This is a genomic window from uncultured Thiohalocapsa sp., assembly GCF_913063425.1.
Taxonomy (GTDB): Bacteria; Pseudomonadota; Gammaproteobacteria; order Chromatiales; family Chromatiaceae; genus Thiohalocapsa.
In genome coordinates, this window is record NZ_CAJXYK010000012.1 from 1 (window position 1) to 21,748 (window position 21,748).

Here is a 21,748-nt window from a genome sequence, read left to right on the forward strand (position 1 = left end):
GCTTCGCCCATGTCTCGATGCCTCTTCTGTGTTGGGCGCTAGCTTAAACTTGTGTCCTGTTTTCGGGGTCCACTTTAAAGGAGAACCTGATCCTGCGCCGGGTGACACACCTGGATCAACTCGCCGACAAGCTGCACGAGCCGCGGGTGCGCCACATCATCGAGCCGATGCTGGCCGGCACCGCGCTGGGACACGTGCCCCAAGACGACGTTCAATATCTGAATCGACCTGGGCCTGTGCCGGATGGCGCCGGGCGCGGGCCTGACCATCGCCAACCCGATCTATCGGGAGGTGCTGCCCCGCGCGCTGACCTTCACCCCCGACGCATCGATGCCACGGATCAGCCCCACCTGGCTCGACGCCGACGGCAGCCTGAACCCGGATCGCCTGCTCGAAGCCTTCATCGACTTCTGGCGCCAGCACGGCGAGCCCCTGCTCGGCAGCGCCCCCTACCACGAGATCGCCCCGCACCTGGTGCTGATGGCCTTCCTGCAGCGGGTGGTCAATGGCAATGGGATGATCGAGCGCGAATACGCCATCGGCCGCGGGCGCATGGACCTGTGCCTGCGCTATGGGGCGCTGACCCTGGGGCTGGCGCTCAAGGTCTGGCGCGAGGGCGCCGCCGACCCGCTGGCCGAGGGCCTCGCGCAGCTCGACGGCTATCTGGCCGGACTCGGGCTCGACTCGGGCTGGCTGGTGATCTTCGACCGCCGCATGGGCATTCCCCCGCTGGCTGAGCGGCTCAGTGAGGAGGAGCAGGTCAGCCCCGGTGGGCGACGTACTCGGGTGGTGCGGCTCCAGGGAGATATCGATTTATTGGGCATCCTGCCCAAAAATCGGACGGAGCGTGCCGCCGCCCGTCAATCGATGATCATCTCCAGCCGGTAATTGGCGATCGCGTCGCGGCGCGCGGCGCTGCGCATGAGATAGACGCGCAGCTTGTAGTCGCCGCTCGCGGGCAGCACGCCCTCGAACTGGCAAGCCACCTCCCGCCAGCAGGTACGCCAGCAGCCGGCTGAGGTGGGCGGTCAGCCCCCGGGCTGTCTCGGCAGCGTCCCCGTCCATCGCCAGTGCCGCAATCCCGGCGACGTGCCGCTCTATCCCTGCGAGCAGGACGCCGACGCCCAGGAAGACGGCGCCGACAGCCAGGTGGATGCCGAGGTATTCATTCGTCTGCGGGGCCCGACCCGCAATGAATAAGCTGCGGACGACGAGCACGCCCGCGGCAATGGACAGTAGCGCCGCGCAGAGATAGACGAGCCTGAAGACGACAATCATGGTTTTTCCCGCCCCGATGCTTCAGCGTCGCGTCTGCTGGCGAACCGCCACGGGCGATCCCAAGCCCCCGCGACCGGCCCAACCCTGGCGCGTTGCGACTGACTCCCAACGCTGGGCGTTGGGGGCCAGAGGGTCAGGGTGCCAGGAACGGCAGGCGCTCAACGGCACTTGGGATGGCTGGGGACGTTATCGACGCCAACCACGCGGTCGTAGCTGGTCAACTGGACGCACTGGTGGGTCTTGGCGTTGTAGTAGGTGCCGTAGATGGTGTCGCCCGCGGTCAGGGTATCGACGTTGGTGACGCCGCGCGCGCTCATCACGTCGATGGCCTTGGACAGATGGGTTTCGCTTGGCTCTACTCATTCTACGCCCTCGGCCCTTCTTCCTCGGCGCGGGACTCGCGCACGGCATCGAGGATATCGGCTGTCGTCGCGGCGGAGCGGATGCCCGGCACGTCGAACGGCGAGCCGGAGCGCGGGCGCTTCGCGGTCAGCGAGAACACGGCGCCGTCGCGGCGGCGGATCTCAATCTCCTCGTCTTGGGCCAGCTCAAGAAGCTTTGCGAGGTTTTGCCTGGCCTCGGAGTAGGTAAATACCTGCATCTTCGTGTCACTCCTGCTCGAGCAGCGTAATCTTCAGCTCGGCGCCGACCTGCCGCATGCGCGCATCGAGGGTGAGCAGCGGATACGACAGGGCGCGGGCGCAGTGCAGAACATAGGCGTCGTAGGCATAGATGCCCCTGTCGGTTGCCAATTGCAGCGCCTGCGCAACGTCCACCGCCACCAGACGGACCGGCATCCGCCGGGTGACGGCCAGGGCAGCCATCGCCTGCTCGCCGGTCAGGCGTCGGCGCTTGACCAGGGCCGACAGGGCATTGCCGATCTCGTAGGGCAGGATCTCCGGGGCGAAGACCTCGGCCCCGACCGTCAGGTCGATGATGCGCTGCCGTTCGGGCTCGTCGAGCGCGACCGCCAGCAGGATGTTGGTGTCCGCGACAATTTTCATTCGTACAATTGTACAAGTGATTTCGGGCAGATCAAGTGTCGCGCCGGCGTCGCGATCATGGCGCCACCCTCCCGTCGGCGACGCCAGGCCGCTGGCGTGGTGCCGGATGCGCGCCCATGCCGGAGCGCGAGCCCCGCTGCGGGATGGGTTTCGCTTCGCTCTACCCATCCTACGGCCCTGCCGGTGCGGATAGCGGGCTCAGCGGCACTTCGGATGGCTGGGCACGTCGTCAACGCCGACCACGCGGTCGTTGCTGGTCAACTGGACGCACTGGTGGGTCTTGGCGTTTTAGTAGGTGCCGTAGATGGTATCGCCCGCGGTCAGGGTAGAAACCGGAAATCGAGCTTGGCCCCTTTCCCGAGCTTGCCTGTCCGTATCCGAATGGATACACTCTGGACCTCGTGAATACTATCCTCAGAACTGCCGCCTTCGATACCTGACTGACCAAGCTCAAGGATCTCATCGGCAAGGCGCGCATTGTCGAACGTATTCGCTCCGCGGAACGGGGTCAGTTCGGCGATTGCAGGCCCGTCGGAGAGGGCGTATCTGAGATGCGGATTCATGCGGGACCGGGTTATCGACTGTATTTCACACGCACCGGGGATGTGGTCGACGTCCTGCTCTGCGGTGGCCCCAAGGGCGGCCAGGAGCGCGACATCGACAAGGCCAAGACCTACGCGAAGCAATTGAGACACAAGCAATGAGCCAAACCGACGAGCTGGCATTGGCCCCTTTCGACGCCAGCGACTACTTGGACAGCGACGAGACCATCGCCGAGTACCTGCGTGCGGCCCTTGAGAACCCAGACCCGGACGCCTTTCTCACCGCGGTTCGAGATGTAGCAAAGGCCCGCGGCATCTCGCGGGTGGCGGCCGAGGCGGGCCTCGGCCGCGAGAGCCTCTACAAGGCGCTCAAGCCCGGCGCCCACCCACGCTTCGACACCATGCGGCGGCTGCTCGGCGCCCTGGGGGTCAGGCTGGACATCGCCGGACCGCACCTGCATCCCTGAGCCGGTCGCGCGCTTCGCGCCGCCGCCCGTCAATCGATGATCATCTCCAGCCGATAGTTGGCGATCTCATCGCGGCGCGCGGCGCTGCGCATCAGATACACGCGGACCTTGTAGTCGCCGCTCGCCGGCAGCGGGCCCTCGAACTGGTTGCCGGAGCTGGCGCCGACGAACATCGCCTCGTTCTCCTTACCCGGCGCGATGATGTTGAAGTAGTTGGCGCCGTTGTCGGTGGACAGGCTGACGTTCATGGACTGGCCCTGCTTCGCGCCGAGCACGTAGTCGATGGTCATGTCGCCCTGGATGCGGCCCTCAATGGTGGCGCTGTTGGCACCCTTGTGGAACTGGACGCGCTCGGTGTGGATGTCGCCGGCCAGGGCGCCGCTGGAGCCCAGCAGGGCGGCGAACAGGGTGCGGGTGATTGGGGTCATGGTCATTTCGGGGTTGATGCGAAAGCTTGATCTGAATGCGAAGTGGAATGAAGGGCTTCGACAGATGGGTTTCGCTTCGCTCTCCCCATCCACGGGCTACAGGGATCCGCACTCGTTCCCAAGCTCCGCTTGGGAACTCGGTGCGCCAAGCTCTGCTTGGCGTGGGTCTCAGCACGGGAAGCAGAGCTTCCAACGCCGGGTTCCCAAGCAGAGCTTGGGAACCAGAGGAACGACAGTGACGCTCCGGCGTGGGAACCCAGTCTTCACCGCTCCAGCGGTCCGACGCCTCGGGAAGCTCAAGCGTCCGCGCTTGCTCCCGCGCTGGCGAGATTGTGAAGGTATTCCTATTCCCGCCCGAAACCGCGATCGCCGTGTAGGCTGGGCCGACGAAGGAGGCCCAGCATTCAAGCGCTTACCTCAGGCATCGCGTTGGGCCTCCTGCCGTCAGCCCGACCTACGGCCAATTCCTGCACGGTCTCTGGCGCGTAGGAGCAAGCGACAAAGAGTCGGTCAATTGCACTTCGGATGCGAGGGGAAGTTGTCGACTTCCGTCCTCGGCGGCGCGGCAGCCCTTTTTATAGGACTCGCCGTGCTGGTTCTGGTCGTAGCGGCCCCGGGGAACAGTCGTTGTAGCCGCGCTGGCGCCGCACCAGGAGGCCGAGGAGTCCCGGGATCAGAAGCAACCCGGTCGCGGGGACGGGGACGGGTGGAAAAAGGGGTCAGACCCGAATGGCACTAAGATAAGCGCAAGCGCTTGAAAACGCTTGGGGTAGGCTGGCCAAGATGGTACGGTGAAATCGCCAAACAACACCAACCATCTCAGGCGCCAGCCTTCATGCATGCTACCCATCGTCCGGCCTTGGAGCAACAGAAACAGATTCAGCGCCGCACCGACGAGACCGACTCATACGCTTTCTTCAACGTGTTGACCAGTGCCCGCCTGTTCGATGCAGTAGAAGAACTGCTGCCGGAGCATCGCGAACGGTTGTTCCCGCCGACGGAGACCTTGTCGATGTTTCTGGCGCAGGTACTTTCGGCTGACGGCAGCTGTCAACAGGCGGTCGATGCGGCCGTGATCAAGCGTATCTTCGGCGGTTTGCCCCGCTGTGCTGCGAGCACGAGTGCATACTGCCAGGCGCGCGGACGCTTGCCGACGGAGATGATCTCGGAGTTGGCACGGCAGGTCGGCAGCATGATCGGCGCGGGTGCACCGCGCTGGTGGCATTCCTGGAATCGCCCGGTGCGCTTGGTCGATGGCGCGACCGCGACCATGGCGGACACGGCGGAGAACCAAGCCGTCTATCCACAGCCGAGCAGCCAGAAGCCCGGCTTAGGCTTCCCGATCTGCCGCATGGTGACACTGATTTGCCTGGGCAGCGGCGCACTGCTCGCTGCGGCCATCGGCCCGTGTGAAGGCAAGGGCAGCGATGAGCAAACCCTGTTGCGCAGCCTCCTCGATGCGCTTGAGGTGGACGATATCCTGCTCGGCGATGCCTTCTACCCGACCTATTTCCTGCTGTGCGAACTGGTGCAACGCCGCGTCGATGGGGTGTTCCAGCAGTACGGTGCGCGCAAACGCAGCACCGACTTCAAAACCGGAGAGCGTCTCGGCGCGCGCGATCATCTGGTGGTGTTGGAGAAACCGTCGAGGCGCCCGGAATGGATGACACCCCAGGAGTATGCCCAAGCCCCGGCAACGCTGAAGGTGCGCGAGTTCGCCGCCGGCGGAAAGATCATGGTCACCACCTTCCTGGATGCCAAAGCGGCCCCGAAGAAAAAGCTGAAGGTGTTGCATCAGCGCCGCTGGAACGTGGAATTGGATCTGCGCAACATCAAGACCACGGGTGCGGGGCGGGGCGTGCAGAAACGGCTGATCAACGACCTGCTGCGGATGGGACTGGATCGGATGGAGCATCAGGACTCGCCCGAAGGACCGCCGTTTCGCACCCAGACCCATCGCCTGGGCGCGCGGGTGCCGAGCCTGGACAACGTGGCCGAGGTGCTGGCCACCAGTGAGGCGGAGGACTGGCGCTGATGCTGGTCGACGCCAATCTGCTGTTGTACGCGTCGCTGAAGGATTTCCCCCAGCATGAGGCAGCGCGGGACTGGCTCGATACCCAGTTGAACGGGCCGCGGCGCGTGGGCCTGCCCCGGCCGGCTCTGCTGGCCTTCATGCGCATCACGACGAATGCCCGTCTGTTCACGTCCCCGTTGAGCACGGAGGCGGCCTGGGGGCAGGTCCGCCGCTGGCTCGCCTGCCGCAGTGTCTGGATTCCGGCTCCCGCGGAGCGCCACGCGGAGATCCTGGGCAACCTGCTGGTCGCCTCCAGGGCGACGGGCAACCTTGTGCCGGACGCGCACCTGGCCGCGCTCGCCATGGAGCATGGCCTCTCGCTCTACAGCTCCGACAGGGACTTCGCGGCATTCACCGGACTGTCTTGGTGCGATCCGCTCGCTTGAATGCGCAGGATGGGTAGAGCGAAGCGAAACCCATCCCACAGCCGCCACGCCGCCGTCCGTCAATCGATGATCATCGCCAGCCGGTCATTGGCGATCTCGTCGCGGCGCGCGGCGCTTCTCCTTCTCCTTCTCCTTGTTCCCAAGCTCCGCTTGGGAACACGATGTGTGAAGCTCTGCTTCACGTGAGACGCTCACCACGGGAGCTTCGCGAGCCAACAGCCCTCGGGAAGCAGAGCTTTCCGAGCCTGGCTCCCAAGCGGAGCTTGGGAGCCGGAAAGCCGAGCTTTCCTCGCTCCGACACTCCTGCGTCGCGTCGGGTGCCGAACGGCCGCGGCCGAGCCGAAGCCCCTCGACCAACACCAAGCTGGAGCGTTGCAGCCGGCTCCAACGCCGGGCGTCGGAGCCAGAGGCCCTCGGTGCCGGGAGACGCCCGGTCATTTGCACTTCGGATGGGTGCGGATGTCGACGGCGCTGTCCACGCGGTCCTTGGCGTTGGCCAGCTGGGCGCATTGATGGGTCTCGGCGTTGTAATAGATGCCGTACAACGTATCCCCCGTGGTGAGGGTATCGACGTTGGTGAAGCCGCGCGCGGCTCGATGCCGCGCCGACGGCTTCGCGGAGGTCGGCATGGCACCGAGCCGCGTGCCATCGCCCCAGAGCCCAAGATCGCCGTAGCCAGCCTCGCGAATCGCGCCTGGCCCGTTATTGCTCGGACGCATTCCATCAAAAAGGGATCTGACCTGAGGCATGCAGGCTCGTCTGCCCAGTGAACCGCCGCCCGATGTCCGTCAGCGTCTGTCACCGCTTTCTCTCTTGTCCCCGTTTTCTCTCTGGTCGGAAATACCTCACAGAGCGTTCGTCGGTTTGAAAACAAAGAGCGGCGCTCGGCGATCAGATCATCAACCATGTGCGGTGGCTTCTGCCCGCAGTACCGCGAATCGACCAACCCTTCCGATGCTGAGACCAGCGGCTTGGCGCTGCGCTCGGCAAGCTGTGGCGAGGCCACCAGCAGCCACGGCTCCTTCGCGTTGCGGGCGACTTTGCTGGCCTGGTTCGAGCGCGCGCGCCGGCCGGCGGCGGTCTGCGCGCGGACCAGGCGCTGCTCGCGCAGGTACTCGAAGGTGGTCATCCCCAGGTGGGTCTGGAATTCGCGCCCGAGCCGCGCCTGGTTGGTGCCGACGCGGTGGGCCAGCTCGATGAGCCCGGGGGGCTCGGCCATCTCGTCGAGCAGGATGTCGATGGCGCGGTAGAGAAGACGCAGGCCCATCTGATCCGTGGCCTCCCCGGGCACAGCGTCCTTGCCGCCGGCGCGGGTCGCCCGCGCCTGGCGGGGCGGCTCCAACTGCTCGGCCATGCGTGCGAACAGGTGCCGATGTTGCAGGTGCGCGCTCACGCGCGCCAGGACCTCGCGATGATCGAAGGGCTTGGCGATGTAGTCCACGCAGCCGGCGTCGAAGCCCGCGAGCTTCTGCGCGGTGTCGCTCAGCACGGTGAGAAAGATCACCGGGATCGCACGCGTCAGCGGGATGGACTTGAGACGCCGGCAGGTCTCGTAGCCGTCCCAGCCGGGCATCCGGATGTCCAGCAGGATCAGGTCAGGCCGGCCCTGTTCCGCCTTGCGCAGGCCGTCGGGCCCGTCGCGGGCGATCAGGGTCTCGAAGCCCAACTCGGTAAGCTCCGCAACGATGGCGCGGAGCTGAACCGGCTCGTCGTCGATGATGAGGATGCTGGCCGGACGTGGCGGAGCTGTCTGCTGCATAGAGATCGGGATACCTCGCCGACCTGTCGGCTGGAGCCTCGGTGATCGTTACGCCGGGGGAGATTGCACCGGCGGGCCGGCGCAGTCCGTGCCGACTCCGGGAATCGCCCCCTCGCGCACCGAACGCAGAGACGCCGAGCGCGGGCGATTGATGCGTCGTGGGCTTCAAAGGCCCCCGTTCCGGGCCATTAGGCGGGATTTTCGCGGCCTGCCCAAGCCAGCGTCAACCTGACACCCGAGCTCGTGGGAGCGTCGGCCGACTGGGACTGCCGGCTTCCAGCCGGCCTCGCGCGCCGGGGGCTCGATGCCCCCGGCGCGCGATCCGCGGCGCTGAGGCGATGTCGTGCGATCTCCGGCACCGAGGCGATGTCGCCCTGCCCGGCCGGCGAGTCTGAAATACACCGCCGCGACGGCCAGGCGAGACGGAGGCAGACGGCTTGACGATTTGGCCGATCATACGTAGCGTGTCTGGTGACTATTACGTAGCTGACGATCTGCCATGAACACAAAGCTCACCCTCAGCATGGACGAGTCGGTCATAGCGCGCGCCAAGCAGGCCGCACGTGCCCGTAACACCAGTGTCTCGGCCATGCTCGCCGGACTCGTCCGCGGGCTCGACGCGCTGGACTGTCCGCGCGGCTCGGACTTCATCGGCCCCCTCACCCGGGCCGCGACTGGGTTGGTGGATCTGGGCCCCGGCCATGCAGACGCCGATCTCCTCGGTGACGCCCTCTGGGAGCGCTATGGCGACCTCGGATGAGGCTTTTCGTCGACACCAACCTGCTGCTGGACGTCCTGGCAAAGCGCGAGCCGTTCTACACCGCGGCCGCCCGCGTCTGGACCCTCGCCGAGACCGGCGCCTGCGAGGCCCCTGGTCTCCGCGATCAGCTTCAACAACGTCTTCTACATCGTTCGCAAGGCCCGCGACCTGGCCACCGCGCGCCGGGCACTGGTCCTGCTCCGCGATGTCTTCGCCAGCGTCGCTCCGGACCAGCGCATCCTGAACCAGGCAATCGACTCGGATATCCCCGACTTCGAGGACGCCCTCCAGTTCTACAGCGCACTGCACGCGCGCGCCGACTACCTGCTGACGCGCAACGTCGGCGATTTCCCGGCCGGCATCCTGCCCGTGCTTGCCCCCGACGAATTCCTCGCGTTGCTTGATCGGGCGGTCGACGAATCCTGACGGGCCTCGGCGGGAACCGTGACAAGCAACCAGACAATCCAGGGTGTGCCGTAACCTGTTGAAATGTCGTTTCCGCTGAGACCGTTCCCGGATTCCGCTGGCGCTCCATCCGGGCTGCACCGCCAACGCGGCGAATACTTGCCCGGTCTGTCCAGCGTGGGAACCCGCGGTCTTGACCGCGCGAGCGGTCCGGCGCATCGGGACGCTGGAGCGTCCGCACTGGCTCCCGCGCCGGAGCGTGGGAGCGAGAGACCCTCGGCCCTAGGCCCTCGGCCCTTCTTCCTCGGCGCGGGGCTCGCGCACGGCATCGAGGATATCGGCCGCCGTCGCGTCCGAGCGGATCCCGGGCACGTCGAACGGCGAGCCGGAGCGCGGCCCTTGGCGCTCAGCGAAGACACGGCGCCGTCGCGGCGGCGGATCTCGATCTCCTCGTCCCGATCCATCGTGCACGTCTGGCCGCACTGTTCGCGGCGGTGACGGCCTGTGTGCTGGGGCCGGGGCTGACGCTGACCGACATCGCCCGGCGCCTGCCGGGTGCGGGGGCGTTCTGCCACAAGCTCAAGCGCACCGATCGGCTGGTGGGCAACCGGCATCTGCAGCGCGAGGCGGGTTGCCGGCGGGCTTGATGCCGATCATCGTCGCCGACGCCGGTTTCCGGGTGCCGTTCTACCGGGCGGTGGAGCGCCACGGCGCCTCACAGCGACTGCAACGAGATCGGCAGCGCAAGCCGAACGAGATCGGCGATGTTCTCGCGGGCGCTGACCTCAGGGTCGGCGAGCTGTCCCCGGACGCCTACGCGGCGCTTCTGGAGGAGCTATGAACATCGACGAGGTGCTGCGCTGGCTCGCGCGGGCCGACGAGGATCTGACGCTGGTCTGCAGCCAATCGGTCGCCTTGTGGGAGCACCTGCTCGGGTTGCCGGTCCTGACGGAGAGGGTCGATATCGATTTCCCCGGCGACCTTCTCGATGCGCTGCCGGAGCCCCAGGTCTTCGCCACATCGGCCTTCACGCAAGAGCACTGTCCCCGACAGATCGAGCGGGGTGAAGTCGCGGCGCGAACGCTACGCGCGCTTCCTGGAAAGCCGCCGGAACGACCCCTCCTGAAGCCCGGTAGTGGAATAAGCGCAGCGGTTCCACCCGAGGGGCTATGGCGCAGGGGCGGGGGTGTAGTCGAAGGACGTGCCGGGGGTGATGCCGTGGCGCTCGGCGAAGCCGGCGCGGGTGTCGATCACGTACATGGCCGGGGCGCCGGAGGGGTAGCGCTGGTCGGACATGAGGGTGGTGTCGCGGGCGATGGCGACGATGCGGCGCTCGGCGTCGGCGAACAGCATGTCCAGCGAGCCCGGGGTGTTACACATCCAGAAGCGCCGGGGCGCGGCCCGCGGGAAGACGAACAGCATGCCGACGGTATCGTCGGGCAGGCGGCGCCACATGAGCCCGCGGGCGTGGGCGGCGGGGTCGTCGGCGATCTCTGCCTGGATGCGGGCCAGCACCCGGCCCTCGGTGGAGAGGAAGGAGACGGTAGCGTCCGGGCGAATGACCCCCTCGGCGGACGCCTGGGCGAGGGTCAGGGCGAGGAGGGCCGCGGCCAGGATGATCGCGGCGGGGGACGGCCCTCGGGTCATGGCGCGGGGGGACGGGGCCGGAGATGGACGGGCTCACGGCCTGCCGGCGCATCCGCACCCTGCCCGGCGGGGAGGCGCTCCCCATCGTCGCCCTGACGGCCAACGCCCTGGCCGAGGAGCGCGAGCGCTGTCTCGCGGCGGGCATGGACGGCTACCTCACCAAGCCGCTGGAGCCCGAGGTGCTCTACGCCGAGCTGTGCCGCCGGCTGCGTCTGCCCACGGACGCCACCGCCACGGCGCAGCCGGCGCCCGGGACCGTGATCGGCGCACGCGCTCTGCCCGGCTTCGATGCGGCCAATGTTCTGCGCTGGCTGGACTAGGCCCCGGACGCCTGGTGCGGCATGGTGCGCACCTTCCTCGCCGAGTATCCCGCGGCGATCGCTGCCATCGGCGCAGCCCTGGACGCCGACGACCGCGCAGCGGTGCACGATCTGCTGCATCGCCTGCGCGGTGCCGCCGGCGCGCTCGGCGCGGCGGAGCTGGCCGCCGCAGCCGGTCGCCTGGAACGGGCGCTGGCAGGCGACGGTCCCGTGGATGCCGACCTGCGTGCGCGCTTCTGCGCCAGCTCTGCGGCACCACCGGACGCGTCCGCGCGCATCAGCAGCGGGTCAGTGGACTCGCTCACAACACGTCAGTCGAGCCGCCCGTAGCGCCCGCCCAGGGTGACGTCCAACGGCACCTGCGCACCGTCGCGCAGCACGTCCAGCGTGACCGTGTCGCCGGCGTCGTAGCGCTCCAGCAGATCGATGAGCGCCGCCATGCTGTCCACAGGCACACCGTCGATGCGCTGAATGATGTCACCCGGAATGAGCTCCCCGGCCCCGGAGACCTGCGTGCCCCGCAACCCGGCGCGCGCCGCCGGCGACCGCGGCTCCACCCGCAGCACCAGCACGCCCTCCACGCCCAGCTCCTTGAGCACGGGGCCCGCGATGTCGTCGTCACCATAGAAGCCGATGCGCGGGCGCACGTACTCGCCGCGGGCGATGAGCTGCGGCACCACGCGGTTCACCGTGTCCACGGGCACGGCAAAGCCGATGCCGGAGAAGCTGCCGGACGGGCTGTAGATGGCGGTGTTGATGCCGATGAGCCGCCCGGCACTGTCCAGCAGCGGGCCACCGGAGTTGCCGGGGTTGATGGCGGCGTCGGTCTGGATGAGGCGGCGGATCTCCCCGGCCTGCTCGGAGAGGATGGTCCGGTCCAGCGCCGAGACCACGCCGGTGGTGAGGCTGTAGTCGAAGCCGAAGGGATTGCCGATGGCGAGCACCTTCTGCCCCACCCGCAGGTCCGCGCTGGAGCCGATGATGGCCGGCTGAAGCCGCGCCGCCGAGGCGCCGATGCGCAGCACCGCCAGGTCGTGCTCCGGGCTCGCGCCGACGAACTGGGCATTGTAGCTGCGCCCGTCGGAGAGCCCCACCCGCGCGCTGCGGGCCTCCTCGATGACATGCCAGTTGGTGACGACGTGCCCGTCGCGATCCCAGACCACACCGCTGCCGGTGCCGCGGCGCACCTCGGTGAGGTTGCGCGTCCAGGGGCTCAGCAGCGGCGCCGTCGTGGCGATGTAGGCCACCGACGGGCTCGCGCGCTGGAAGATCTCGATGGTGGCCTCCTCGTCGCCGGCGAGCTCGCCGCGCGCCGTCACCGCCCGCGGCTCCGCCTGCATACTGACGAAAAGGTCCTCCAGCCAGGGCTTGAGCGCAACGGAGGCGAGGAACAGGATGGCGGCCCAGAACAGGAGCCGCGACAGTGGTAAACCGTGCATGTCAGGGTCCGCGCGATGGCAATTGAACGGCAGCCGAGCGGCACGCGGCAGCCGGACGCCGGCGGCATCCGAGCCACCGCGTCAGGGCGATGGCCAATGGTCGCACAAGTGGGCCATACACACCTGTGGCCGCGGCGCAGCTTGAGCCGGCGCGAGCGCCGTTTGATTGTCCGATCGCAACGACCGGCCGATCCGCCCCGGCTATACTAACCACTTCATCAGCAGGGTCATTGGTGAGAAATTCACCGCGCCCGCACCCATCTCCCTTCGCAACCGGCGCTGCGCCACCCGTCCCTCGCCGCACGATGGACCCGGCGGGCACGCCGACCACAAGCCTCAGCAAGCCCATTGGAGCTTCACACATGGTCAAGAACATTGGTCTGCAGGACCGCAACATCCGCTACGGCGCCGGCGCGCTGCTCATTCTGGCTGGCCTTTTCCTACAGAGCTGGATCCTCGGCATCCTCGGACTCATCGCCGTCGGTACCGCCTACTTCGGCACCTGCCTGGCCTACATCCCGCTGAACATCAGCACCAAGAAGCAGGGCGAGTAAGCGCCCGCCGCCGCCCCGGTCCCGGGGCGGCAGACAGCAGGGCCCCGCAGCCGGCGGCTGCGGGGCTTTTTGCGTGTCTGGCGTTAAGCCCCGGCGGTGACACCCCTAAGCGGGCAACGCAGCCGAGAAGGCATGCCGCCGGTGCACCGCCGCCGCCCTCGCACGGCGGCCTCCGGGGACGCGGACTTCTGCCGGCACCCTGGGGCAGGCGGACTAAAGTCCGCTGGTGCCAGAAGATCAGGTGCCGTCAGGTTTGTCGCAGCCCTGCTCGGGTAAGCCGTGCGCTCATCACAGATCTATTGACGGCCCCGAACGCCCCCACCTTGCGCCCATGGACACCGCCGCCCGCACTGATCAGACAGCGCTCATCGAGGCGCGGGCGCTCTGCAAGCACTTCCCGGGCGTCAAGGCGGTTGATGGCATCAGCTTTTCTGTGCGTCCCGGGCAATGCTTCGGGCTGCTCGGCCCCAACGGCGCCGGCAAGACCACAACGCTGGAGATGCTGGAGGGCATTCAGGCGCCCACCTCGGGCGAGATCCTGTTCCGGGGCGCGCCGCTGGGCGCGGATTTCCGCGAGGCCATCGGCATCCAGTTCCAGGCCACGGCGCTGCAGGACTTCCAGACCGTCGGCGAGTCGCTCAGCATGTTCGCGCGGCTCTACCGTCGCACCACTGATCGCGACGAGCTCGTCCGGCTCTGCAATCTCGGCGAGATCCTGAGCCGCGACACACGCAAGCTCTCCGGCGGCCAGCGCCAGCGGCTGCTGCTCGCCATCGCCTTGGTGAACGACCCGGAGCTGGTGTTCCTGGACGAGCCCACCACGGGCCTGGACCCCCAGTCCCGGCGCAACTTCTGGGGCCTCATCGAGACCGTGCGGGCACGCGGCAAGACGGTGCTGCTGACGACCCACTACATGGAAGAGGCCGAGCGGCTGTGTGACGAGATCGCCATCGTCGACCACGGCCGCATCATCATCCAGGGGGCGCCCCGGACGCTGGTGCGCGAGCACTTCCCACCCGCCGTCGTGCGCCTGCCCGCGGACGCCTGGCCCGCCGGCGAGCCGCTGCCGGACTACGCGCGCCAGGCCGAGCACGAAATCGAGCTGCACACGGACCAGGTGCCGCCGGTGCTGGACTATCTGGAGCGCATCGGCGCCGGGCTCACGGCGCTGCGGGTGGAGACGCCGAGCCTGGAGGACCTGTTTTTGAAGCTCACGGGGCACAGTTTGCGGGCGTGAGAGTGGCAGACGCTCACCGAGCGGAAAGGGCTGAGGGCTGAGGAATCCCGGCCCAGCCCTCAGCCCTCAACCCTCAGCCCTCAGCCCTGAACAGTGGGCCGTTACGCGTGCGACCCCGCTGCCGAGCCCTCGTCGGCAACCGACTCCCGCAACCGAGCATCCGCCATGTGGCAACGCATCACAGCCGTCCTCACCGCCCGCAACCGCGAGTTCTACCGCGACAGCGCCGGTCTCATCTGGAACATCATGATGCCGGTGATGATGATCGTCGCCTTCGCCTTCATCTTCGGCGGCGGCCCGGACGACCTGTTCAAGGTCGGCGTGCTGGGCGACCCTGACACCGCCGCGGACGACACGGGCTTCCTCGCGACACCTTACGTCACCTTCGTGCCGGTTTCGGACCAGGGCGCCGCCGTCACCAAGGTCGCCCGCCACCAGCTGGACCTGCTGGTGGACAGCCGCGGGCCGGGGGGCGCGGTGACGGGCTACTGGGTCAACCCGGCGTCGCCCAACGGCCAGATCACCGAGCGCCTGCTGCTCGGCGCCCACGCCCGCGGCGACGAGCCGGCCCCGGAGCGCCGGCTTGCCGCGGGCGAGGCACTCAGCTACGCCGACTGGGTGCTGCCCGGCGTGCTCGCCATGAACGTCATGTTCTCCAGCCTCTGGGGCGTCGGCTGGGTGGTGGTGCGCTACCGCAAGAACGGCGTGCTGCGCCGGCTCAAGGCGACGCCGCTGCGCCCGCTGGAGTTCCTCTCGGCGCAGGTGATCTCGCGCCTGCTGGTGGTCATCGCCACAGGCACCCTGGTGTATCTGGGCGCGCTGGCCATTCTGGACTTCCCCATGCGCGGCTCCTACACGGCACTGGTACTGGTGTACATCGCCGGCGGCCTGTGCATGATCAGCCTCGGTCTGCTGGTGGCCTCGCGCCTGCGCACCGAAGAGCTCGCCGACGGCCTGCTGAACCTCATGGCCTGGCCCATGGTGCTGCTCTCCGGTGTCTGGTTTTCCATGGAGGGCACCAGCGCCGCGGCGCAATGGCTCTCGCAGCTCATGCCGCTCACCCACGTGGTGGACGCCGCCCGCGGCATCATGATCGACGGGGCCGGCGTGCTGGACGTGCTGCCGCAGCTGGTGCTGCTGACGGCGCTGGCCGCCCTGCTGCTGTTCACGGCGGCCCGGCTGTTCCGGTGGGAGTAGCCCGCCGCGCACCCATCCACCCGACTCGACGAGACGCCGATGCAATCTCTGGCCACCCTGCTCCTGCTGCTCGCCCTCGGCATCGGCGCCGCCGCAGCCGCCGACGATGACGCCCTCTGGCAGCAGCTGCGCGCCGGCGAGGCCGCAGCACTCATGCGCCACGCACTGGCCCCCGGCACCGGCGACCCGGCGGACTTCGCCCTCGGCGACTGCGTCACCCAGCGCAATCTCTCCGCCGAAGGTCGTGAGCAGGCCGCGGCCATCGGCGCGCGCTTCCGCCGCCACGGCATCGACACCGCCCGGCTCTACTCCAGCCAATGGTGCCGCTGCCTGGACACCGCGCGAGGGCTGGCGCTGGGGGAGGTGGAGCCCTTCCCGGGCCTGAATTCCTTCTTCCGCAACCGCAGCGCAGCGCCCGGGCACACCGCCGCGGTGCTGGACCTGATCCGCGTGCGGACCCGAGCCGGGACGCCGCCTCTGGTGCTGGTGACCCACCAGGTCAACATCACCGCCCTCACCGACGTCTTTCCGGGCTCGGGCGAGATCGTCGTGGTGCGCCCGGACGGCGATGGGATTGAGGTGCTCGGGCGCATCCCCACGCGCTGAGGCCGCCGCCGCAGCCCGTCGTCTGTCGGTTGGCTGAGCGCAGCGCAGGCACCGACCGGGGCGGCGGATGCGCTGCGCTGATCCGCCCGGCATGCTGCCGTCGGCGGCCCCGACGCGAGCCGGGGTCAACGGACCGGGGCTCAGCGGCCTGTGGTCAGCGCAGCCGCGGTGGCCGGTCCCCACCCAACTCCCGCGCCCGCGCCGCCGCCGGCACCGTGCTGCAGCAGAGGAGCTGGTAGGTACCCACCGCCAGCAGGCCGCTGAGCCCCATGCCCAGCAGCAGCGGCAGCGCGGTGCCATTGTGCGCCAGGCTCGCAAGCGTGCCCGCGAGCGCCCCGAAGCCGAAGCGCCCCGCCCCCGCGAAGGCCGACGCCGTGCCCGCCATGCGCGGGAAATAGGCCATGAAGCCCGCCATGGCATTGCCCATCACCACGCCCGCCATGGCGATGTAGCCGCCGGCGCCGAGGGCGATGAGCCAGAGCGGCGGTGCTGCACCCAGGGCAACCGCCCCCAGCCCGAGCAGCGCCAGCGCCGCCGCCGCCGCGCCCTGCACCATGAGCCCCGCCCGCAGCAGCCGCTCGGCGCCGAAGCGCGGCACCCAGCGCGAATTGAGATACGAGAACACCATCGCCGCCGCGATGTTGATGCCGAACAGCGGGCCGAACCAGCTCGCGGGCACGCCGTGCAGATCGATATAGACATAGGGCGAGGCAACGATGAAGATCATCATGCCGCCGAAGCTCGCCATGCCTGTCAGCAGGTAGCCGAGCGCGGCGCGGTGGCGCAGCAGCAGCCCGTAGTTGCGCGCCACCGCCGCCGGGTCCAGCCGATGCCGATGCGCCGGTGGCAGGGTCTCTGGCAGCTGCCGGAAGAAGAGCACGGCGGTGACCGCCGTGATGCCCAGCAGCACCGCGAACACCCAGCGCCAGCTCCCGACCACCACCACGAGCCCGCCCAGGCTCGGCGCCAGCAGCGGGGCGAGGCCCATCACCAGCATCACCAGTCCCATCACGCGGGCATAGTCGTCACGCTCGAACAAGTCCCGCACCAGCGCCGGCACGGTCACCGCCACCGCCGCGCCGCCCAGCGCCTGCACGGCGCGGGCCGCGAGCATGGCCGTCATGTTGGGCGCCAGGGCGCAGGCTACGTCTGCCAGCGCGAACACCGCGAGCCCCACCGCCACCGGCAGCCGCCGGCCGAGCACGTCGGACAGCGGCCCGAGCAGCAGCTGCGCGGCGGCGAATACGCCCAGATAGGCCGTAACACTGAGCTGGGCCAGCGAGACAGGCGCGCCGAGGTCCCGGGCGATGGCCGGGATACTCGGCAAATACATGTCGATGGCAAAGGGCGTGAGCGCGGACAGGAGCCCGAGCGTCAACAGCAGCGACGGAGAGATGGGCATCAGGACACCGGGCGGGCGGGCGGGGCGCAGCCGCGAGCGCGGCCGGGCAGCGAGGCGGGCGGCGGCCGACCATGCCCGACGGCGGCATGAGGCGCCATCATCGCATGCCGGCCGGGGCTGGCGCGTCGGCGCCCGGACCCGAGCGGGGATCGGCAGGCGGTCGGCTCGCCGCCGCACGCTCGGCGGCGAAACACAGGAACAGCACCTTGTCTCGGCCCGAGCAGAACACCATAGCGTCACTGCAGGACATGAATGCATTCAAAGGCGACCGCCCCACGCGACCGGGACCTGCGCAGGCCGCGTCGGACATCGCAGCAACGGCTGCCGGGGCCATCGCCTGCCGGACATGCAGCGGGACAGCGCGATGCCGCAGACAGCACCTTCCCAAAACCCCTTCGCCCACGGCCGCAGCCAGGCCCTGCGCCTCGGCCTGGGCATGGCAGCCCTCGGCCGCCCCGGCTACATCAACCTGGGCCACGGCGAGGACTACCAGGACGGCCGCAGCGTCGAGGCCATGCAGGCGCGCGCCTGGCAGGTGCTGGACGCCGCCTGGGATGCCGGCGTGCGTTATTTCGACGCCGCGCGCTCCTATGGCCGCGGCGAGGCCTTTCTGGGCGCCTGGCTCGCCGCACGGCAGGTCCCGGCGGATGCCGTCACCGTCGCCTCCAAGTGGGGCTACACCTACACCGCGGACTGGCAGGTAGACGCCGACAGGCACGAGGTGAAGGACCACCGCCTGCCGGTGCTGGAGCGCCAGTGGGCCGAGACCCGCGAGCACCTGGGCCACTGGCTCGACCTGTACCAGATCCACTCCGCCACGTTCGACAGCGGCGTGCTGGACGACGCCCAGGTCCACGGCGCACTGGCGCGGCTCAAGTCCGACGGCCTGCGCATCGGGCTCACGCTGAGCGGCCCGACCCAGGCAGACGTGCTGCGGCGGGCCATGGACATCCGCGTGGACGGCGTCCGGCTGTTCGATGCGGTGCAGGCGACCTGGAATCTGTTGGAGCCCTCCGCCGGGCCGGCGCTGGCCCAGGCGCACGCCGAAGGGCTCGGGGTCATCGTCAAGGAGGCGCTCGCCAACGGCCGGCTCACCGACCGCAACACCGCACCCGGCTTCGCCGAGCGCCGGCAGCGGCTCAGCGCGCTCGCGGCGCGCCTCGGTGTCGGGCTCGATGCCGTGGCCCTCGCCGCAGCACTCGCCCAGCCCTGGGCCGACGTGGTGCTGAGCGGCGCGGCCACCACCGCCCAGCTGCAAGCCAACCTGACGGCGAGTAAGGTCAACTGGGACGCCGACGCCGAGGCCGCGGTCGAGGCGCTCCAGGAAGCCCCGGACACCTACTGGCGCACCCGCGCGGCGCTGGCCTGGAACTGACTGGAACCGCCGACGTCCCGTCGGCCCACCCGGGGCCGCCGACTTCCAGTCGGCGCCGCGCGACACCTCTGCACCAGGCACCGCCAACAGGCACCGCCAACAGGCACCACCCATTCGCCGCAACAGGCCGCCTCACGGCGGCCAAGCCGACTGAAAGTCGGCGTCCCCAGACCCGCGCCACCGCCGCACTGATCCAGCTGCGTGACGACGCCGTCGAGCCAAGCTGAATCACCGCAGAGCAGAGCTAACATCACCCCCCCTCAGTTGCACTCACCCCCGCCGCCCCACATGTAGCTCGCCCATGTGGACGCGCACATACCAATGGCTTGATCGCACGGTGCTGGAGCTCGGCCGGGAGCTGCGGCTGTCATATCTGCCCCCATTGATGGTGTACGTGGCCGCCGGCATCCAGGGGCTCACGGCGATTGTCGGCACCTTCTTCGTCAAGGACTACCTGGGGCTGTCGGCGGAGTTCCTGGCGGCGCTCGGCTTCTGGGCCATGATCCCCTGGTCGCTGAAGATGCCGCTCGGGCACCTGGTGGACCTGGTCTGGCGCTGGAAGGCGCTGCTGGTGTACTTCGGTGCGCTGCTGATCACAGCGAGCCTGCTGATCATGCTGGGCCTGCTCGCCCGGCCGGAGAGCATGGGTGCCGTCATGCCGGTGGAGACCTGGTACGTGCTGAGCGTGCTGCTGGCGCCACTCGGCTATGTGGTGCAGGACGTGGTGGCGGACGCCATGACCGTGGAAGCCGTCCCGACGCTGGACGAGCACGGCCGGCCCATCGACCCCGAGCAGCGCCGGCTCATGCACACCACCATGCAGACCCTGGGCCGGGTCGCCATCATCGGCGGCTCGGTGCTCGTGGCACTCCTGAACGTCTGGCTGTTCCGCGGCGTCGATGCCATGGACGAGGCCACCAAGGTCGCCACCTACATCCACATCTACGAGCTGGCGCTGGCGATCCCCATCGCGTCCGTGTCCGGCGTAATGCTCGGCGGCATCCTCAAGCACCGCGAGGTGCGCCGCCTGCGCGCGCTCGGTGAGGCCGCGGCAGCGGAGCGCCTGATCCACGGCGGCGAGCAGCGCACCAGGCCGAACCCCTGGATCCTCGGCGGCAGCCTGGCCTTCGTGCTGTTCACCCTCGCCGTGGGCCTCGGCGACCTGCCCTACAACAAAGAGATCGTCTTCGTCGGCTCCATGGCCATCGTCGGCTTCCTGATCTCGCGGCTGCTCAAGGAGCTGACGCCGGAGGCCGCGCGCGTCCTGCTCGGCACCGCCGTCGTCGTCTTCGCCTTTCGGGCGCTGCCCAACCCCGGCGCCGGTCAAACCTGGTGGATGATCGACGACCTGGGCTTCGACCAGCAGTTCGTCTCCGTGCTGCAGCTGGTGGGCAGCGGCATGGCACTGGCGGCCATGTTCATCTTCCGCCGCTTCCTGGCGGACCATTCCATCGTCTACATCGTCGGTTTTCTCACTGTCCTGACTGCGCTCCTGTCCCTGCCCAATCTGGCCATGTACTACGGCCTGCACGAGTGGACCGCCGCGCACACCGGCGGCATCGTGGACGCCCGCTTCATCGCCCTGGTGGACACGGCGGTGGAGTCGCCGCTGGGGCTGGTGGCCATGATCCCGATGCTCGCATGGATCGCCAACTCCGCCCCCGCGCACCTCAAGGCGACCTTCTTCGCCGTGATGTCGTCCTTCGTCAACCTGGCCCTGTCCGCGAGCCAGCTCGGCACCAAGTACCTGAACCAGATCTTCACCGTCACCCGCGAAGTCCGCGAGGACGGCGTCGTGACAGTGCCGGCGGACTACTCGGAGCTCGGTGCGCTGCTGTGGACGGTGATGGCGCTGACGCTGCTGCTGCCCTTCGCGGCCATCGCCTTCGTCAAGCTGACCCGGCTGCGCAGCGCTTGAGGTGCCCCAGGGCGCCCTGGCCCCGCCGGCACCCCGGGTCGGGACCACTCCTTTGAAGGCCCCTCAACCCATGCCGGCCCCTCTCACCGCAAGCGCTGCCCGCCCCGCCCTCGGACCCAGCGCTCAACACCGGCGCAGCGAGCGACGACCGAGCTTGACAGCGCGACAGCCTTTCCTCAACATGCTTTCATGTTCAGCGCATGCCGTCGGGCGAATGCAATGGCCGCAAACATCCAAATCCGCAACGTCCCCGATGAGCTGCACCGGACGCTGAAGGCGCGGGCCGCCATGGCAGGCATGTCCCTGTCCGATTACCTCATGGATTACATGCGCCGTCTGGCGAGCCGACCGACACCCGAGGAAATGCGGGAGCGCCTGACCGGGCGCGAGCCGGTGCGTGTGACCGAGCCCGCGGCAGACGTGCTGCGACGCGAGCGTGACGGGGCTGGGCCAGCGGGTGAACGGCACCGGCCATGATCGTCGTCGACGCCTCCGTGCTGGTGGACCTGCTGCTTCAGACCGAGGACGCACAAACCCTGACAGACAGGCTTCTGGACCCTGCGCGCGTACTCAACGCACCGCAGCTGGTGGACATCGAGGTCGCCCAGGCGCTGCGCCGTTATGTGAGCACTGGCGAGCTGTCAGCCGCGCGTGGCCGTGCCGCACTGGACGACCTCGCCGACCTGCCCCTTGAGCGCTACCCACACACCCTGCTGCTGCCCCGCCTCTGGGACTACCGCGACAACCTGAGCGCCTACGACGCCACCTACCTGGTGCTCGCCGAGGCCCTGGACTGCCCGGTCTGGACGCGGGATGCGCGCTTTGCGAAAGCACCGCCGGCAAAGGATCGGGTCCACTTGATCTGAAACGGAGCGCGGACCGCTCGCGTTGTCCGTGCTCAGTTTCGGTACTGCCCGCGACCGACGCCCGACAGGATGGTCCTGGGCGGC

The 21,748-nt window shown here is 68.7% G+C and carries 30 protein-coding genes; 19 read left to right on the forward strand and 11 right to left on the reverse strand.

Translation table 11 applies throughout. The annotated features are described in order from the left end of the window. Window positions 1-243: 243 nt before the first annotated feature. On the forward strand, window positions 244-888 hold the full coding sequence (locus QZ607_RS08580) for a hypothetical protein (RefSeq protein ID WP_295881882.1): 645 nt from the start codon (window positions 244-246) through the stop codon (window positions 886-888). On the opposite strand, the gene QZ607_RS08585 is transcribed toward QZ607_RS08580, so the two are convergent. Further along, entirely contained in the window at window positions 861-986 is a 126-nt protein-coding gene (locus tag QZ607_RS08585) for a hypothetical protein (protein WP_295881883.1), read from the reverse strand. The two genes, QZ607_RS08580 and QZ607_RS08585, sit on opposite strands and share 28 nt — an antisense overlap. Before the next feature lie 34 nt (window positions 987-1,020). On the opposite strand from QZ607_RS08585, the gene QZ607_RS08590 reads away from it, so the two are divergent. Continuing rightward, on the forward strand, window positions 1,021-1,200 hold the full coding sequence (locus QZ607_RS08590) for a hypothetical protein (RefSeq protein WP_295881885.1): 180 nt from the start codon (window positions 1,021-1,023) through the stop codon (window positions 1,198-1,200). A gap of 236 nt (window positions 1,201-1,436) precedes the next feature. Here QZ607_RS08590 and QZ607_RS08595 read toward each other — a convergent pair whose 3' ends face one another. From QZ607_RS08595 to QZ607_RS08610, 4 genes are all read right to left on the reverse strand, one after another. Next, the gene (locus QZ607_RS08595; RefSeq protein ID WP_295881887.1) at window positions 1,437-1,595 is read right to left on the reverse strand and encodes a hypothetical protein; all 159 of its coding nucleotides are present in this window, start codon (window positions 1,593-1,595) and stop codon (window positions 1,437-1,439) included. 47 nt (window positions 1,596-1,642) lie between these two features. Further along, window positions 1,643-1,879, reverse strand: coding sequence for a prevent-host-death protein (locus QZ607_RS08600; RefSeq protein ID WP_295881888.1), 237 nt, complete (start codon window positions 1,877-1,879; stop codon window positions 1,643-1,645). Window positions 1,880-1,886: 7 nt separating this feature from the next. Continuing rightward, the gene (locus QZ607_RS08605) at window positions 1,887-2,450 is read right to left on the reverse strand and encodes a type II toxin-antitoxin system VapC family toxin (protein ID WP_295881889.1); all 564 of its coding nucleotides are present in this window, start codon (window positions 2,448-2,450) and stop codon (window positions 1,887-1,889) included. 152 nt (window positions 2,451-2,602) lie between these two features. Next, window positions 2,603-2,845 (reverse strand): hypothetical protein, encoded by a 243-nt coding sequence (locus QZ607_RS08610; protein WP_295881891.1) that lies wholly within the window; start codon window positions 2,843-2,845, stop codon window positions 2,603-2,605. Between QZ607_RS08610 and QZ607_RS08615 the strand changes: the two genes are divergently transcribed. Together QZ607_RS08615 and QZ607_RS08620 are read left to right on the forward strand one after the other, a co-directional pair. Continuing rightward, window positions 2,771-2,986, forward strand: coding sequence for a type II toxin-antitoxin system RelE/ParE family toxin (locus QZ607_RS08615; RefSeq protein WP_295882067.1), 216 nt, complete (start codon window positions 2,771-2,773; stop codon window positions 2,984-2,986). The two genes, QZ607_RS08610 and QZ607_RS08615, sit on opposite strands and share 75 nt — an antisense overlap. Next, window positions 2,983-3,291, forward strand: a complete 309-nt coding sequence (locus QZ607_RS08620; RefSeq protein WP_295881892.1) for an addiction module antidote protein — start codon at window positions 2,983-2,985, stop codon at window positions 3,289-3,291. Before QZ607_RS08615 ends, QZ607_RS08620 begins: the two co-directional genes overlap by 4 nt. A 29-nt stretch (window positions 3,292-3,320) precedes the next feature. Here QZ607_RS08620 and QZ607_RS08625 read toward each other — a convergent pair whose 3' ends face one another. Further along, the gene (locus tag QZ607_RS08625; RefSeq protein ID WP_295881893.1) at window positions 3,321-3,725 is read right to left on the reverse strand and encodes a hypothetical protein; all 405 of its coding nucleotides are present in this window, start codon (window positions 3,723-3,725) and stop codon (window positions 3,321-3,323) included. Between the two features lie 853 nt (window positions 3,726-4,578). Between QZ607_RS08625 and QZ607_RS08630 the strand changes: the two genes are divergently transcribed. Both QZ607_RS08630 and QZ607_RS08635 read left to right on the forward strand, forming a co-directional pair. Further along, complete coding sequence (locus QZ607_RS08630; protein ID WP_295881895.1) at window positions 4,579-5,754, forward strand: IS4 family transposase; 1,176 nt, start codon at window positions 4,579-4,581, stop codon at window positions 5,752-5,754. After that, on the forward strand, window positions 5,754-6,179 hold the full coding sequence (locus QZ607_RS08635) for a TA system VapC family ribonuclease toxin (RefSeq protein ID WP_295881897.1): 426 nt from the start codon (window positions 5,754-5,756) through the stop codon (window positions 6,177-6,179). Before QZ607_RS08630 ends, QZ607_RS08635 begins: the two co-directional genes overlap by 1 nt. Before the next feature lie 59 nt (window positions 6,180-6,238). Here the strand turns inward: QZ607_RS08635 and QZ607_RS08640 are convergent, their stop codons facing one another. Continuing rightward, window positions 6,239-6,361: a hypothetical protein gene (locus QZ607_RS08640; RefSeq protein WP_295881898.1), complete on the reverse strand. Its 123-nt coding sequence runs from the start codon at window positions 6,359-6,361 to the stop codon at window positions 6,239-6,241. Next, window positions 6,358-7,938: a response regulator gene (locus QZ607_RS08645; RefSeq protein ID WP_295881899.1), complete on the reverse strand. Its 1,581-nt coding sequence runs from the start codon at window positions 7,936-7,938 to the stop codon at window positions 6,358-6,360. The genes QZ607_RS08640 and QZ607_RS08645 overlap by 4 nt, the downstream gene beginning before the upstream one ends. A gap of 499 nt (window positions 7,939-8,437) precedes the next feature. Between QZ607_RS08645 and QZ607_RS08650 the strand changes: the two genes are divergently transcribed. The 3 genes from QZ607_RS08650 (at window position 8,438) to QZ607_RS08655 (ending at window position 9,944) form a co-directional block, all read left to right on the forward strand. Further along, window positions 8,438-8,698, forward strand: coding sequence for a DUF6364 family protein (locus QZ607_RS08650; protein WP_295881901.1), 261 nt, complete (start codon window positions 8,438-8,440; stop codon window positions 8,696-8,698). A 111-nt stretch (window positions 8,699-8,809) separates the two neighbouring features. Then, window positions 8,810-9,124, forward strand: a complete 315-nt coding sequence (locus tag QZ607_RS25835; protein WP_367268171.1) for a PIN domain-containing protein — start codon at window positions 8,810-8,812, stop codon at window positions 9,122-9,124. 625 nt (window positions 9,125-9,749) lie between these two features. Further along, window positions 9,750-9,944, forward strand: a complete 195-nt coding sequence (locus tag QZ607_RS08655) for a hypothetical protein (RefSeq protein WP_295881902.1) — start codon at window positions 9,750-9,752, stop codon at window positions 9,942-9,944. Window positions 9,945-10,270: 326 nt separating this feature from the next. Here QZ607_RS08655 and QZ607_RS08660 read toward each other — a convergent pair whose 3' ends face one another. Further along, the gene (locus QZ607_RS08660) at window positions 10,271-10,750 is read right to left on the reverse strand and encodes a DUF192 domain-containing protein (RefSeq protein ID WP_295881904.1); all 480 of its coding nucleotides are present in this window, start codon (window positions 10,748-10,750) and stop codon (window positions 10,271-10,273) included. 23 nt (window positions 10,751-10,773) lie between these two features. Between QZ607_RS08660 and QZ607_RS08665 the strand changes: the two genes are divergently transcribed. Next, window positions 10,774-11,070 (forward strand): response regulator, encoded by a 297-nt coding sequence (locus tag QZ607_RS08665; protein WP_295881905.1) that lies wholly within the window; start codon window positions 10,774-10,776, stop codon window positions 11,068-11,070. A 21-nt stretch (window positions 11,071-11,091) separates the two neighbouring features. Continuing rightward, window positions 11,092-11,400 (forward strand): Hpt domain-containing protein, encoded by a 309-nt coding sequence (locus QZ607_RS08670; protein ID WP_295881907.1) that lies wholly within the window; start codon window positions 11,092-11,094, stop codon window positions 11,398-11,400. Here QZ607_RS08670 and QZ607_RS08675 read toward each other — a convergent pair. Beyond that, window positions 11,382-12,509, reverse strand: a complete 1,128-nt coding sequence (locus tag QZ607_RS08675; RefSeq protein ID WP_295881908.1) for a trypsin-like peptidase domain-containing protein — start codon at window positions 12,507-12,509, stop codon at window positions 11,382-11,384. The genes QZ607_RS08670 and QZ607_RS08675 overlap by 19 nt on opposite strands. A 362-nt stretch (window positions 12,510-12,871) precedes the next feature. Between QZ607_RS08675 and QZ607_RS08680 the strand changes: the two genes are divergently transcribed. From QZ607_RS08680 to QZ607_RS08695, 4 genes are all read left to right on the forward strand, one after another. After that, window positions 12,872-13,063, forward strand: coding sequence for a DUF2892 domain-containing protein (locus QZ607_RS08680; RefSeq protein WP_295881909.1), 192 nt, complete (start codon window positions 12,872-12,874; stop codon window positions 13,061-13,063). Window positions 13,064-13,394: 331 nt separating this feature from the next. Next, window positions 13,395-14,300, forward strand: coding sequence for an ABC transporter ATP-binding protein (locus QZ607_RS08685; RefSeq protein ID WP_295881911.1), 906 nt, complete (start codon window positions 13,395-13,397; stop codon window positions 14,298-14,300). A gap of 165 nt (window positions 14,301-14,465) precedes the next feature. Further along, on the forward strand, window positions 14,466-15,497 hold the full coding sequence (locus tag QZ607_RS08690) for an ABC transporter permease (RefSeq protein WP_295881913.1): 1,032 nt from the start codon (window positions 14,466-14,468) through the stop codon (window positions 15,495-15,497). 39 nt (window positions 15,498-15,536) lie between these two features. Next, entirely contained in the window at window positions 15,537-16,103 is a 567-nt protein-coding gene (locus QZ607_RS08695) for a histidine phosphatase family protein (protein WP_295881914.1), read from the forward strand. A gap of 154 nt (window positions 16,104-16,257) precedes the next feature. Here QZ607_RS08695 and QZ607_RS08700 read toward each other — a convergent pair whose 3' ends face one another. Continuing rightward, the gene (locus QZ607_RS08700) at window positions 16,258-17,505 is read right to left on the reverse strand and encodes a Bcr/CflA family multidrug efflux MFS transporter (RefSeq protein ID WP_295881917.1); all 1,248 of its coding nucleotides are present in this window, start codon (window positions 17,503-17,505) and stop codon (window positions 16,258-16,260) included. A 364-nt stretch (window positions 17,506-17,869) separates the two neighbouring features. Here QZ607_RS08700 and QZ607_RS08705 point away from each other — a divergent pair, with 364 nt between their 5' ends. The 4 genes from QZ607_RS08705 (at window position 17,870) to QZ607_RS08720 (ending at window position 21,664) form a co-directional block, all read left to right on the forward strand. After that, window positions 17,870-18,880, forward strand: coding sequence for an aldo/keto reductase (locus tag QZ607_RS08705; protein ID WP_295881918.1), 1,011 nt, complete (start codon window positions 17,870-17,872; stop codon window positions 18,878-18,880). Between the two features lie 301 nt (window positions 18,881-19,181). Next, window positions 19,182-20,798 carry a hypothetical protein gene (locus QZ607_RS08710; protein ID WP_295881919.1) on the forward strand — a complete coding sequence of 539 codons (1,617 nt, stop codon included), beginning with the start codon at window positions 19,182-19,184 and terminating at the stop codon, window positions 20,796-20,798. A gap of 219 nt (window positions 20,799-21,017) precedes the next feature. Continuing rightward, the gene (locus tag QZ607_RS08715; protein ID WP_295881921.1) at window positions 21,018-21,275 is read left to right on the forward strand and encodes a hypothetical protein; all 258 of its coding nucleotides are present in this window, start codon (window positions 21,018-21,020) and stop codon (window positions 21,273-21,275) included. Continuing rightward, entirely contained in the window at window positions 21,272-21,664 is a 393-nt protein-coding gene (locus QZ607_RS08720) for a type II toxin-antitoxin system VapC family toxin (protein WP_295881923.1), read from the forward strand. The genes QZ607_RS08715 and QZ607_RS08720 overlap by 4 nt, the downstream gene beginning before the upstream one ends. Window positions 21,665-21,748: the final 84 nt, after the last annotated feature.

Excerpts from the sequence above, each read along its gene's own strand:
- QZ607_RS08580 (WP_295881882.1), top strand. The coding sequence starts at position 244 with ATGGCGCCGGGCGCGGGCCTGACCATCGCCAACCCGATCTATCGGGAG.
- QZ607_RS08595 (WP_295881887.1), bottom strand. The coding sequence starts at position 1,595 with ATGAGCGCGCGCGGCGTCACCAACGTCGATACCCTGACCGCGGGCGAC.
- QZ607_RS08600 (WP_295881888.1), bottom strand. The coding sequence starts at position 1,879 with ATGCAGGTATTTACCTACTCCGAGGCCAGGCAAAACCTCGCAAAGCTT.
- QZ607_RS08605 (WP_295881889.1), bottom strand. The coding sequence starts at position 2,450 with ATGGGTAGAGCGAAGCGAAACCCATCCCGCAGCGGGGCTCGCGCTCCG.
- QZ607_RS08610 (WP_295881891.1), bottom strand. The coding sequence starts at position 2,845 with ATGAATCCGCATCTCAGATACGCCCTCTCCGACGGGCCTGCAATCGCC.
- QZ607_RS08620 (WP_295881892.1), top strand. The coding sequence starts at position 2,983 with ATGAGCCAAACCGACGAGCTGGCATTGGCCCCTTTCGACGCCAGCGAC.
- QZ607_RS08625 (WP_295881893.1), bottom strand. The coding sequence starts at position 3,725 with ATGACCATGACCCCAATCACCCGCACCCTGTTCGCCGCCCTGCTGGGC.
- QZ607_RS08635 (WP_295881897.1), top strand. The coding sequence starts at position 5,754 with ATGCTGGTCGACGCCAATCTGCTGTTGTACGCGTCGCTGAAGGATTTC.
- QZ607_RS08645 (WP_295881899.1), bottom strand. The coding sequence starts at position 7,938 with ATGCAGCAGACAGCTCCGCCACGTCCGGCCAGCATCCTCATCATCGAC.
- QZ607_RS08650 (WP_295881901.1), top strand. The coding sequence starts at position 8,438 with ATGAACACAAAGCTCACCCTCAGCATGGACGAGTCGGTCATAGCGCGC.
- QZ607_RS08655 (WP_295881902.1), top strand. The coding sequence starts at position 9,750 with ATGCCGATCATCGTCGCCGACGCCGGTTTCCGGGTGCCGTTCTACCGG.
- QZ607_RS08660 (WP_295881904.1), bottom strand. The coding sequence starts at position 10,750 with ATGACCCGAGGGCCGTCCCCCGCCGCGATCATCCTGGCCGCGGCCCTC.
- QZ607_RS08665 (WP_295881905.1), top strand. The coding sequence starts at position 10,774 with ATGGACGGGCTCACGGCCTGCCGGCGCATCCGCACCCTGCCCGGCGGG.
- QZ607_RS08670 (WP_295881907.1), top strand. The coding sequence starts at position 11,092 with ATGGTGCGCACCTTCCTCGCCGAGTATCCCGCGGCGATCGCTGCCATC.
- QZ607_RS08675 (WP_295881908.1), bottom strand. The coding sequence starts at position 12,509 with ATGCACGGTTTACCACTGTCGCGGCTCCTGTTCTGGGCCGCCATCCTG.
- QZ607_RS08680 (WP_295881909.1), top strand. The coding sequence starts at position 12,872 with ATGGTCAAGAACATTGGTCTGCAGGACCGCAACATCCGCTACGGCGCC.
- QZ607_RS08685 (WP_295881911.1), top strand. The coding sequence starts at position 13,395 with ATGGACACCGCCGCCCGCACTGATCAGACAGCGCTCATCGAGGCGCGG.
- QZ607_RS08690 (WP_295881913.1), top strand. The coding sequence starts at position 14,466 with ATGTGGCAACGCATCACAGCCGTCCTCACCGCCCGCAACCGCGAGTTC.
- QZ607_RS08695 (WP_295881914.1), top strand. The coding sequence starts at position 15,537 with ATGCAATCTCTGGCCACCCTGCTCCTGCTGCTCGCCCTCGGCATCGGC.
- QZ607_RS08700 (WP_295881917.1), bottom strand. The coding sequence starts at position 17,505 with ATGCCCATCTCTCCGTCGCTGCTGTTGACGCTCGGGCTCCTGTCCGCG.
- QZ607_RS08705 (WP_295881918.1), top strand. The coding sequence starts at position 17,870 with ATGCCGCAGACAGCACCTTCCCAAAACCCCTTCGCCCACGGCCGCAGC.
- QZ607_RS08710 (WP_295881919.1), top strand. The coding sequence starts at position 19,182 with ATGTGGACGCGCACATACCAATGGCTTGATCGCACGGTGCTGGAGCTC.
- QZ607_RS08715 (WP_295881921.1), top strand. The coding sequence starts at position 21,018 with ATGGCCGCAAACATCCAAATCCGCAACGTCCCCGATGAGCTGCACCGG.
- QZ607_RS08720 (WP_295881923.1), top strand. The coding sequence starts at position 21,272 with ATGATCGTCGTCGACGCCTCCGTGCTGGTGGACCTGCTGCTTCAGACC.